Origin of the sequence: Aquimarina rubra (assembly GCF_042684305.1) — a bacterium.
Classification (GTDB): domain Bacteria; phylum Bacteroidota; class Bacteroidia; order Flavobacteriales; family Flavobacteriaceae; genus Aquimarina; species Aquimarina rubra.
This window is the reverse complement of sequence record NZ_JBHULE010000001.1, coordinates 98,748-111,158: the sequence shown is the minus strand read 5'-3', so window position 1 is coordinate 111,158 and position 12,411 is coordinate 98,748. Positions and strand designations below refer to the sequence as shown.

Here is a 12,411-nt window from a genome sequence, read left to right as displayed (position 1 = left end):
GTTATTAGAACTCTAAGATACTATATAGTATATAGATTTGGAAATGATATTTCATCAATTAAAATAGGCTCGCATACTTCCGCCAAATTTTTTATCTAAATTTTCTTTACTATCAAAATGCACCGGAAAATCTTTATAAGAAATGTAATTAAATAAATCTTGTTTTTTGATTAGGTCGTATAAGATTTTCTTGATTCTATTTGTTATCCCATTGTTAGCTGCACTTGTTAGATCGTTCTCTGTTTCCAAGAATAAAATAAGACAATAATTATACGTTATAAATTGAAGTAAATTTATCTCAGGAAATGTATCTCTAATGATATTTTCTCCTTTTCCTTTGTGAATTGTTTTGTTTAAACAAATACTCTTAAATGCATCTGAAAAATTATCATAAACTATAAAAAGGGATTGTGTGTCGTATTTCTTTTGAAGATTTAGTTCATTAACTAATGAAATGAACTTTTTTAATATGGATTGTTTTTTGATTTGGTTTTCTGTGAAACCGTCATTGTTAAGGAATACTTTTTGATCCTCTGGATGCTCAAAGATTACGGTTAATCTTGGTGCACTTCCTCTATACTCAATTGGTGTTTCGTATACTATGGTAAGAGGTTTTATTTGATGTGTAGAAGCTATCCATTGTATTAGTTTTTGCATTATTAATAACGGAATACTTTTATCTTGTTTTGTGTTGTATGCTTGGAGATAGGTTTTACTGTTAGGGGAAAGCATTGTTATTAAATTTAGCTCTAAAATAACATTTTTATACCTCATTTCTAGCAATCATTGTTTTATATTTTACCATTTTTTTTGGATTACAAAATCAGATTTTTCTGAGTTATTTGCGCGAGGTAAGGAGAACTAGATAGAGCAGAAACTATAAAATTGATAGCCATTTATTATTGTAATTTAGTTTCAATCAAATAATTTTCAATTATTAAGATGTCAATGGCAGTTTCTTTAAATAATTTAATAGCCTCTTTAGGAGTTTCTACAATAGGTGTTCCTTTTTTGTTCAAGCTGGTGTTTAATACCATCGGAATACCACTTACGTTGTAAAACTCGGTTATTAGTTTGTGAAACATTGGGTTCCAAGTCTCTTCAACCGTTTGTACTCTGGATGAACCATCATAATGTGTAACGTTTAAGAGGTCTTCAACATGTTCGGGTTTCGTTTTGTCTACTAAAATCATATAAGGACTATTTCTTCCATATTTGAAATATTCTGTTACTTTATCCTTTAATATAGCAGGTGCAAAAGGTCTAAAATCTTCTCTGAACTTTATGTTTTTATTTATATGGTCCTTAAGGCCTTTTATTCCAGGATGTGCTAAAATGCTTCTTCTACCTAAAGCTCGAGGACCAAATTCAGAACCTGACTGAAACCAAGCAATTGTTTTTCCGTTTTGTAACTGTTTTGCACAATAATGAAGTAAGTCCAGTTCGTTTTCTAGTTTTTTGAAATGAATTGATTCGTTAGAAATGGCTTTTTCAATTTCTTGATCAGTATACGATTTTCCAAAACAAGTATTACCGTTATGGTATGTTTTAGGTTTGTTTAGATGCTCTAACCATCCATAAAAAGCACAGCCTAGTGCTAAACCATTATCACCAGCTGCAGGTTCAAAATAGATGTTGTCTACCAATTTTAGATCTAGTAATTTGGAATTGGCGACGGCATTTAATGCTACTCCTCCAGAATAGCATAAATTCTGAGATGGATAAGAATTTGTTCTATATTGTATACATTCTAACACGGCTTTCTCTACCTGTTCCTGTGCCCATTTTGCGACATTGGCGTAATAGCTAAAATGTTTCTTGAAATAAGAATACCCTTTTGAAGGTTTGTCAAAATGATACTGCCAAGTGTGGTGTATAAATAAGCGAGACTCTTTAAATTCAAAAGCATCAACCTTATACACTCCAGAAGTTCCATATGGAGCTAAACCCATTAGTTTACCTACATCCTGCATATCACCAAATACATATTTACTGACAGAAGCATAAAACCCTCCAATGGAATGCTTGGTAGTTGGTGTTGAAAGGTTCTTTTCTGAAAAAGGAGACATAACACTAAAATCTTTCCATAAGGGAATTAGTTTTTGCCCATTAAAATAGTAGAAACTATCTTTCTCACATTGCATCTTGGTTTCCTTAATAATGTCTGGTTGAATGAGATGTTTATGCTCTGGATGTAGCTGTAAAAACTGGTCTAAAGGGCTACCGCATCCATCAATAACTACTACGTTGCATTCATTAAAAGAAGCAGTCCCCACGGCGCTATATGCGTGCGCTAAATGATGAGAGATATTTACGATTTTTGGGAAATCAGTATTGGCAAAAATTCGTTTCCCTTTATATTGATTTCGTTCAGGAATTTCGAAATTAGCACATTGTACTACCAAATCAATATCGCTTAGTTTTATATTTTCTGCATCAAGACAGTATTGTATAGCCAAATAATCGTTACCTCCATCATGTTTAATACGACTTAATCGTTCTTTTTCTATGGCGACACAAACTTTACCATCTTTTAGTAAAACAGCTGATCCATTATGTGAAAGACCTGTACCCAAAACATATATCGGTTTATTCATAAATCAGTTAGTAGGGTAAAGACTTTATTAAGTTATTATCTTTTTTAAAGATACAAAAAGAAGTAGGAAAAAGAATTTGATTTAATGAAATCTACATTAGTTTCAATGGTTTAAAAGTGTTTTTGGTTTTTTGCCTAAATGATTTAATTTTTCACAATCTATAAGACTGTTTCTTTACGTTCTGTCCTCGAGATAGTCTGTAATGATAGAGTAGGAGTTGTCTTCTGTGATTTTGGCGGCAGGTTTTTATCAACGCACAGGCTCTCCTCTTCACTAAAATAGTCCACGGGACTATTTTTTAACTTTCGATCGCATCAAATACCCAGGTGATTAGGTTACATGTAGATTCAGGAATATCGAAAAACATAATCGAATTCACCAATTAGCTTCCATTTTTTTTATGATTTCTGATTTCGATTTTTCAGTATCTAGGGAGTTTTCTTTAAACCAATGTATAGCAGTACTTTTATCATAGGCTAGAAGATGCATTGCAGCGACTCTTACTTGGCGTCTTATTTTTTTAAACTTATGGTAATCATTAAGCCATTCATGTTTGTTGTCAATTTGTTTTAAAATATTTTCTAGTGTTGGAAACTTGTTGAATAAGTTAAAAGCACCATCCTCAATATTTTGAATAATTTCATTGGCAACATTTTCTATTTGATCCGAATTATTAATAGGGATGGAAATAAAGTTGTTATCTGTGTCTTTAAAATGACCGATGGATCCAGTAATTATAGGATATGAATTTAAAAAATCCTGAATTATTTTTTTATCTAAAGAGTTCACTTCTTTATAATAAATGCCAGATGTAACACCAATATATGTTTGATCTGTATGCGGGGCTCTTCCTTTTCTGGAAGAAAAAGAAATCACTTCTTCTCTTTTATGAAGTTTTTCTTTCTTAATAAAATCGTTTTTACCTCTTTTTGTATATCCTTTATCTATTAAAAAAGAGCCTACTTTATCTTTTACGGCTTCTAAAAGGTTATTCATAGTTTACTCCCAGAATTTCTGAAGTTCAGCATGGTCTCCAAACCAGAACTTCAGTGCTTCTTTATTAATTCCATCTTTGCCTAACCAAAAATCTACCGGATAGTTCCAGTCAGAGCTATGGGTTTTTGTTGGAGCAACAGCCAAATTAGTATATTGATTTAACAAACCCTTATGTTCATTCGTTTCTAATATACTACAGTAGCCTAAAGTTTCTAGAAGTGCTTGCCTTTGTTCAGAATCAGATTTAAATCCTTTTATTTTAGATATATTTTTTTGAACTGTTTTTTTAACGGTTTCATCGCTATCAGCAGTACTCAATATTTCTAAAATTTCCGAGAATATTCTGTAATCTTCTTCAGTTGGTGTTACGGTCTCTAATTGGTTTGTTTGGTTTAAATAGTAAGAATAATCCAATAATTGGAAACCAGTCAAGCCACCGACATCTTCAAATGATTCTTCAATCAATTCTGTATCTGATTCTATTTTTTGATAATTAGAGCATATATTACATGGTGATATCCGTGAAAGTTTCTGACCTTCTCTAAGTTCGAATTCATGAGCTGGAAAGCTTTGAAGAATTGCAAAAACCGGTAAACCACTACGACATTCAATTTTGTTAGAATGAAAACTAGATAAGAATAGAGCAACATATTTTTTTTTATCAGCTTTTTTATATTCAGCAAAAATGCTTTCTATTAAATCATCATGAGTGATAAGTTCATTTTCTAGTAATTTATGTATATTCATAATTATTTACATCCTAAATCTTTAAATTCTAATTCATCTAGTGAAGGCAACTGACTAGGTTTTTTTCCATCTAGTAATTTATCTGCAGCTTTAAGTCTTCTTTTACCCTTGGTCGTTTTTTGTTTCTTTTCTGACATACCATTTATCTTATTTCCTCTTGCTTTATCACTGTTTCGGCCTAATAAATCATTTTCAGCAACACCTTTTTGTTCAACACCTCTTACTGAATCCTTTGGTGTTCCAACAGGAGTTACTCTTCTCATTTTATCACCTTTCCCAAATCTAGCACCATCAGTTCCTTTTGTTTTGGAGTGTCTTCTCCCTACGTCTTTCATGCTCTGTTTATCTGATGCTCTCCCATGATAATAGGGATTCCCACTTGAATCCTCTAAAACATAATTCCAATCTAAACCTAAGGGATCTATTACTGAATTACTATCGAGTACATAGGTATATAAATTATACTCTCTACTATTTAAACCTATTGGGTCTTGACTGATGTATGTTCCACTTTCACAGTTGTAATAGCGATAACCATTATAATACAATCCAGTCTCTACATCTTCGTACTGTCCTTGATATCTAAACGGACAACCATTCAATGAACCTTTTACAAGTTTACGTACTTTTCCGTAAATATCATATTCTACCTGCCAAGTTTTTTCGCCTTTAGAATTATACATTTCTACAGGAGTACCGAGATAGTCGGTAATGATAGAGTAGGAGTCATCTTCTGTAATCTTGGCAGCTGGTTTAAAGGTACCTTCATCAAATACCCAAGTTATTAGGTTTTCTATAGGCTCGGGCTTACTTTCTTTGAGCATGCCGTATTCGTCTACTACCAGTTCGGGTCTTTGATTGAGATCGTATTTCCATTCATGGAGTGGAACGTTGCCGTCCCAGACCCATCTGGTGATCTTACTATTTCGCCCTTCGGCTCCGCTCAGGGCTCCACTTGTTATTTTGGCAGTACGGCGGCCGAGTGCATCGTATTCAAACTCGGTTTTGTTATTTTTAGGGTCCGTGACAGATTTTAACATTCCGTTGCCGTACCAATCGTAGTCCCAATTTCCTTTTGCAGTGATTTTGGTAATCAGATTTCCTTCAGAATCGTACTTAAATTTGTTACCATTGGCTTCTTGAAGTTGTCCTCCGGTTCCGTATTTACGGTCTCCTTTGCCTTCGGTTCTATATAAATTACCTACTTCATCCGGTAGCTTATAATCAAACTGTTTATTTTCATAACGTGCGGATGCCAGATTGTTAAACTCATCGTACCCATATGCTACAGTACCTTTGGTTAATTGATCTACCATTTTGGTCAATCGATCATTAACATTCCAGGTATACGTACGATGACGCATTTCTCTGTTACCAGCAGTAACTTTATGCTGGATTGGTCTACCAGCATTGTCGTATTCAATATGATTTGTGATACCACCAGGAAGTATTCTTTCTACTTCCATTCCTAAGCTGTTATGAGCAAATTGAGCTTGCCAACCTCTCTGTCCGCCTGAGGCGGACATCTCTCCTTCCGAAGAGGAAGAACTCGTGGCGTTTATCTCTTCGATGAGTCCTAGTTTATTTCTGGTAAGTGCTATATTTGCTCCCAGACTACTGGTAATATTGGTTCTATTGCTTAAAGAATCATACTCACTTTCTACCAGATGTCCATCTTGATTTTCTGCGATAATTCTTCCTGCAGTATCTCTTATGAGTTGTACACGACTATTTTCATTAACGGCTTCGATCAGATTTCCATTAAGATCGTAACTATAGGTTTCCCAGGTGCCATCACTATGTTCTGCTCGAGTAATTCTTCCGTTTAGGTCATATTCGTACTCTGTATATTTATCATCAGGGCGATTTACTTTTAATACTTTTCCTGCGCGATCACGATCATATTTTCTGGTCAATCCATCAAAACCAATTTCTCGGATAATTTCACCTTTTTCATTTCTGGAGAAGCGATAAAACTCATTATGTTCGTTGGTAATGGTATTGAGTTGCTCTTCGGTATCATATTTAAAATAGACTTTTGCACTGTTTTCTTCTCTCATTTTGAGGCTTCCCAACGGAGTATACTCAAAATTGACCTTACGTTTCTTCTGATCTATTGTTTGGATGACCTCATCATAGGCATTGTATTTTAGTTTGATGATATTAGTATCTGCTTGTCTTATTTGATAAATACGATCTAGTTCATCATAGAAGAACTGCTGTTGATGATCTTCTGAGTTTCTAGTATGTAAACATCTTCCCCAAGGATCGTATTCCCAGTTAGATACTGCTCCGTTGGGCAAGATAAGTTTATGTAAGTTATGATCTTCATCATAGTCTAGTTTGGTTCTGTTTCCTGCATTATCCCTAACTTCATTAATTAACCCTTGCTCATTATATTCAAAAGAGGTAACACCGCCATCCAAACCTATAACCGCATGTAGGCGATCATTTTCAAAAGTTTTTACTACAGATCCACCTGCGGGATCTTTTGTAAGCACCAATCGGTCTTTGTCGTCATACACAAATCCAATAACAGAACCATCCGGTTGGTGTAAACCGGTTAAATTTCCTCGTTCGTCGTAACTGTATCCTGTTATATTTCCTTCTTCATCGATATCACGATAGGGTTCCATATAAGGTGTATATTCATGGAAAATATGATCACCCATGGGATCTGTAACCTGTGTACAAAGATTCAAGTTATTAAAATAATAAATACTTTCTTGATCTAGTGAATTGGTCACTATATTATATCCTTTGTTGTATTCGATGGTTCCTGAAAGAATCCCTTGATCTCCCCAAGTCTCAATACATTTAGCACCGGTAGTTTTTCCGTCATATTTCCAGTAGAAAGCTTGACCGTTTCGATCCGTTTTTTTGATCATCAGATGGTTTTCGTATTCCATTACGGTTGCTTGATCTAATGCATCAATGATCTTGGTTAAATCTCCTTCTTCATTATATGCATACTGAACTAATGTTCGAGTTTCTCCTTGATGAGTTGCTGTAACTTCGGTTATTCTATTTTCTTCATCTAACTCTAAGTCAATTTTTCTACCTGCAGTATCAATAATTTGTTCTAATTGATATACTGCGTTATAAATGAATTGGATTTTAAAACCTTCGGGATTTCTTAAGCTGGTTGGTTTATATAATGTGTCGGTATATTTGGTAAATGTGTATATTTCTTGTGATTGATGATCAGTAACTTCATACGTAGTGCCATCAATATATGTTAGAGTAAGTTTTTCGGTTCTATTGTAAAAAGATTGGTTCTCTGTGAGTAACATAGGGAATGAAGTAATTCTTCCATCTGGCAGACGCATTACGATCGCATCTTCATCATAATCGATGTGCAAGGCAAGATCATAATTACAATGCATTCCGTGTCCCATCATTCCTTCATATCCAGAATCTGAGTACCAATTACGTTCCCAACGGATTGGTATTTGTCCGGCAATGCTAAAGTCTTCTCCTTCGTATACCATGCGACCGGTAACAAGGTCGACCGGCTCGAATCCCATTTTACACAATTTTTTACCTAGTCCTTGGGTTGCTGGGAATTTTTGCAACACACTCTTATTCAATTTCGCTAAACCTCTTCCGGCACCTTTCATTAATGCTCCAAAACCATAAGACATCACCAGCGCCATTAGCATACCCATTAAATCTGGAGCATAAGGGCCTCCAACATTTACGGGTTTCCCCATAGGTAGCGGAACACTCATAGATGAGGGTAAGTATAAACTTGGTATCGGCTTCATTTTCTTACCTGGCGTCAAAGATAACGGCATTCCGATATCATTACAGGTCATCGTCATATATCCGGCAGGAGTGAAGTATGCATCTTCAGCACTTACTTTTGTACTTCCAAAAAAGTTCATAGAGTCGTGACCTATCATCGGAGCCATAGCAAAAGGTCCACCCATAGGAATATGAATCATAGTGCCGATCATTCCAGCGGTACCACTATTCCCCTTTGGAACACAGTTTACATTTACTGTAGAGCCAATTATTGGAACATAATCCATAGGATCTACCACCATACCGATATACGGATGAGGTATGGGTACAGGAACTCCGGGAGGAATGATCACGATATGAATATCAATTCCGATAACAGGGGTAAAATGTTTACTTGCTAATAACATATCTAGAACCAGTTTAATATTGAAAGACTCTTTTTTTCCATTTCTTTGCGATGTTCCTCTACTTTTTCTCTCCAACCCTCACCTTCAATTTCTGTCATATAGATGTTTATAGATTCACATTCTTCTTTATTTCTGTTTTGGTCACAGATGTTGTAATAATCTGCTGCGATATATGCCATACAGGTAGATTTAATCATTTCTGGAGCCAACGAAACACCATATTGGTATGCTTCAGTAACAATATCGGAATACCTTTTTTTATCTCGTTTTTTAATAACATTATATCCCAACCACCAGGCTGTTAACGCTTGTGGTCCAAAACCATATTCAATAGAGATATTTGCTTGTTTACAGAACAAGTCAGCTGCAATGTCTTTTTGTTTTTGTAACTGTTTACAACTAGCTTGATATCCATAGCTTTGTATGATGATAGGTTTACAAGTATCTTCTCCAGTGGATAATCCTTGTTTTGCTATTGCCAAGCCTTTTTGCAGCAATTCTTCTATAATTTTATACTCTTTAAAATTAAAAAGCATTCCGGCGTAAATTACATGAGCTGTTGCAAAAGCAGATTTGCTACCAGATTTCTGTGTAATCATTAATCCTTTCTTTCCCCAATCATGAAGTCTGGGTAGATTCTTTTTTGTAACACTTTTAGACATTTCGATCATGCATTGTCTAAATTGTACTTCTGGGTCGTTTGGGTCTCCGGCAGAAGCTATTTTATTTATCGCACCCTGTAAATCTAATGGTACGGCTAATGATTTAGAAATGTCATTATGTGTTTTTGTAAGCTTATCAAAATATCTTTCTTCAACATAATCAAAAAACATCAATCGTACTTTATCAGGTAGCCCTAACTGTAAAAGGATATCAATCCATTTTCCATATGCTGCAGTTTCTTCTATAGAATAGGGATACAGAGACAACGCCAAGTGCAATTGGGGATTGGGCATTGCTTTTTGAAACGTACTTAGCATTTCTAACAGCAATACATTACAATCTGTATTTTCATTTTCGAGTTTTGCCTCATATTCTGAAACACTCCAATCAAATTTTAGATTTCTGGCATCCAGATCTTTCTGCAGTTTTTCGTCTTTTTTAAACGTTTCAATCCAATCTTTTATTAATTTTTTGCTATGTGTTTCTTTATTTTCAAAAGCCGTTAAGAGCACAATTGGGACATCCGATAAACCTCCATTTGGAGTAGATTCTAAACGTAAGAAACCTTCATATAATCTAGCTTGATCCGGTTTTATTAACCATCGAACCAATTTGATATGATCATATGGGCTTACTTCATCAATCCATTTTTGCTGAATTGTTGTAATTAATTGTGCTATGGGATTATGTTCGTTATTCATGATGGATTACCCACAGTTAAGGTTTAATAATCCTCCTTTTACATTTGTCATAGCCGTACCATCGATATCGGTCATTCCTTTACTGGTAAGCTTTAACTCTGCTTTTCCTTCTACCAATGTACTTGGAGCACCAATTTCTACTTTAGCGCCACTGTTTACGGTAACTTTTGCACTTCCATCATTCAGAATTTCTTTCGATTTGACATTTACATTATTAGTGCCGTCTATATTAACTGTTTCTGAAGCATTGATATTAATTTCTTTGGATGAAAAATTAATTTTTTCCGGCGCACTTATATTGATTTCTTTTTTAGAAGTATCTAGAATTATTGAGTTGCCATTCTTATCAGTAATCGTAATGGTTTCTTTTCCGTCTTCATCTGAGAAAGATAATGTATGGCCTCCTCGAGTTTTGATAGCTTTGATATCATTTTTTTCGGTTTTCCAATCACCGGCATTGCTTCCACCCGTAAAAAGTGCTCCCATTACATAAGGCCTTTCTGCATTACCGCCTTCAAAACCTACAATAACTTCTTCATCTTTTTCTGGAGTAAACTGAAAACCTTTTCCTCCTCCGGCATGAGGAGTTAATACACGAAGCCAAGGAGTTTCTTCTCCACTAGCTTTTTGCCAAGGGAACTGAACTTTGATTCGGCTCATACCATCCGGATCTGCATTATCCATAACGGTTGCTACCTGTGATTCACTCTTTGGAAATGCCATCATATTTGTATTTGGATAAACATCCAGATCTGCAGTGAGAGCTACAAAACGATTTTGATACTTTCCATTTTCTGTGGATGAATGCGAAACGCTTATGACTCTAAAGCTTCCATAATCAGATTTTTCTCCTTTTATTTTAACTACCTGACCTAAATTTACTCCCGGATTATCGCTTACTCCCTGAATCTGAACCTGTCTTATTTCTGTAGCCTTTTTTTGTTGTTCTACGTGTTTATCCAATCGTTTTTTTAACTGAGGATCATAATAGGAATTAACATATACACTCGTTTCTTTTGCAAAGATGGCTTCGCTTTTCTCACTGGTGAATCCATTAAACCCATTGACACCAGAGCTTACCTGAGCTGTAGCCATCTCGTGCTGCTCATCGGTTAAGTAGTCATTGGTGAAATATTTAAAATTATTGGGGGTAGGTTGCAGATTTAAAGAGAATTCCTGCAAATCATGACCATAATTGAGTTCTGTAGGTTCGTCATCCTCAGGTTTTCCGAATACCAGTTTACTTCCATCATAATAGAACCATTCGCTATATTGAGCAGCTAATCTACTGGCGTATTCAAAAGCGCTTTCATTATGTTGTACACTATAATGAAGACTTTCTGAGTTTTGAGGTTTAAAATTTGTTTCTAGTTTGGATTTATCGTATCCCTGAAATGTTTTATCTAGTATATCAGAGAGTCCTACATCACTATGAGAGTCGTAATGCGGTCCATCATCAGTTATAATGCTACAGCTGTGGGCTTTTATAGAAACCATATCTCCACTTTGCTGATGAAATCCTTTGGTGTTGCTTACCGATGTTACGATCCCTTTGAATTCTAATTCTTTATATCCATTCGCGGTATCAAGAGAGGAAACTTTGACTGTTAGAATTTCACCGAGATAATTTTTGCTTTCTGAAGCAATTTCTCCTGCTATATTTTCTAATACATCCATTCGGCATAAGAGTTCCAGCACGTGATGGGCATCAATTTCTTGATGAAGCATTAATCTTTTATAAGCTTCGATCGGAGATCCTCCTATGAAAATTTGTGTGTTTGATTGCAGCGCCATGATTTGTTTATTTTCAGTTTTATAGAGTATTCTTATAATGAAATTCTATATATAAATATACTTTAGTGTACCATTTGTATATATAGTTAACAATCTAAAATAATCCGAACGATTTGGGGGAAGAATACGATTATTCAAATTATTTAAAAACTATCAAAAATAATACCTAACTAATCTATTATAAAAATACTTAATTTTTTAAAAGCGTTATAGTTACCAACGTTATTTTTACGTTTTCTTACATTAAAATGGGTTGTTTTCCCCTTTGTTTTTTAGAGTAATCAACCTTAGATACACGTGTTAATATAATTGTTACCTAAATATGGGGAAATGTTTTATGAATATGCGGTAGGAATTTGCATTTAGTATTAAAGATTTTATATATAGAAAGTCCTAACTCAGTTCTTTTTGTATACACTTTTTCTTATTTCTAACAATCTTATATTCTTTATTTGAGGATAGGACACACATATTACAATGAGAGTAGGAAATAATACATAAAGCAAGCTATAATTAGGTTCTAATCTGAGCTTTCCATTACTAATATATGTGTTTGCCTGTTCGTAATAATAGGAAGAAGTACAACCACCACTATATTTTAGATCATTATCTATAATGATTATATTTTGAAAGGAAATTTTCAGATTTAGGATATATTTTCTTTATATAAGTTAATGTTTTATCTCTATCGTATCTACTATTTTCAATAATTTTGTTGCAAAATCGTAAGACTAAAAATCCTATTAAGATGAAGAAAAA

Annotated in this window: 7 protein-coding genes; all 7 read right to left on the bottom strand. The window is 34.4% G+C overall.

What is annotated here, in order from left to right:
- Positions 1–54: 54 nt before the first annotated feature.
- The gene (locus ACFSR1_RS00410) at positions 55–732 is read right to left on the bottom strand and encodes a hypothetical protein (RefSeq protein WP_378288521.1); all 678 of its coding nucleotides are present in this window, start codon (positions 730–732) and stop codon (positions 55–57) included.
- A 167-nt stretch (positions 733–899) separates the two neighbouring features.
- Positions 900–2,597, bottom strand: a complete 1,698-nt coding sequence (locus ACFSR1_RS00405; protein ID WP_378288519.1) for a carbamoyltransferase family protein — start codon at positions 2,595–2,597, stop codon at positions 900–902.
- A gap of 375 nt (positions 2,598–2,972) precedes the next feature.
- Positions 2,973–3,593 carry a hypothetical protein gene (locus ACFSR1_RS00400; protein WP_378288517.1) on the bottom strand — a complete coding sequence of 207 codons (621 nt, stop codon included), beginning with the start codon at positions 3,591–3,593 and terminating at the stop codon, positions 2,973–2,975.
- A gap of 3 nt (positions 3,594–3,596) precedes the next feature.
- The gene (locus tag ACFSR1_RS00395; protein ID WP_378288515.1) at positions 3,597–4,340 is read right to left on the bottom strand and encodes a hypothetical protein; all 744 of its coding nucleotides are present in this window, start codon (positions 4,338–4,340) and stop codon (positions 3,597–3,599) included.
- 2 nt (positions 4,341–4,342) lie between these two features.
- Entirely contained in the window at positions 4,343–8,569 is a 4,227-nt protein-coding gene (locus ACFSR1_RS00390) for an RHS repeat-associated core domain-containing protein (protein WP_378288513.1), read from the bottom strand.
- Positions 8,497–9,858: a hypothetical protein gene (locus tag ACFSR1_RS00385; RefSeq protein ID WP_378288512.1), complete on the bottom strand. Its 1,362-nt coding sequence runs from the start codon at positions 9,856–9,858 to the stop codon at positions 8,497–8,499. The genes ACFSR1_RS00390 and ACFSR1_RS00385 overlap by 73 nt, the downstream gene beginning before the upstream one ends.
- A gap of 6 nt (positions 9,859–9,864) precedes the next feature.
- Positions 9,865–11,652 (bottom strand): type VI secretion system Vgr family protein, encoded by a 1,788-nt coding sequence (locus tag ACFSR1_RS00380; RefSeq protein ID WP_378288510.1) that lies wholly within the window; start codon positions 11,650–11,652, stop codon positions 9,865–9,867.
- Positions 11,653–12,411: the final 759 nt, after the last annotated feature.

Coding starts and splice junctions, on each gene's coding strand:
- ACFSR1_RS00400 (WP_378288517.1), bottom strand. CDS start 3,593: ATGAATAACCTTTTAGAAGCCGTAAAAGATAAAGTAGGCTCTTTTTTA.
- ACFSR1_RS00395 (WP_378288515.1), bottom strand. CDS start 4,340: ATGAATATACATAAATTACTAGAAAATGAACTTATCACTCATGATGAT.
- ACFSR1_RS00405 (WP_378288519.1), bottom strand. CDS start 2,597: ATGAATAAACCGATATATGTTTTGGGTACAGGTCTTTCACATAATGGA.
- ACFSR1_RS00380 (WP_378288510.1), bottom strand. CDS start 11,652: ATGGCGCTGCAATCAAACACACAAATTTTCATAGGAGGATCTCCGATC.
- ACFSR1_RS00410 (WP_378288521.1), bottom strand. CDS start 732: ATGCTTTCCCCTAACAGTAAAACCTATCTCCAAGCATACAACACAAAA.
- ACFSR1_RS00385 (WP_378288512.1), bottom strand. CDS start 9,858: ATGAATAACGAACATAATCCCATAGCACAATTAATTACAACAATTCAG.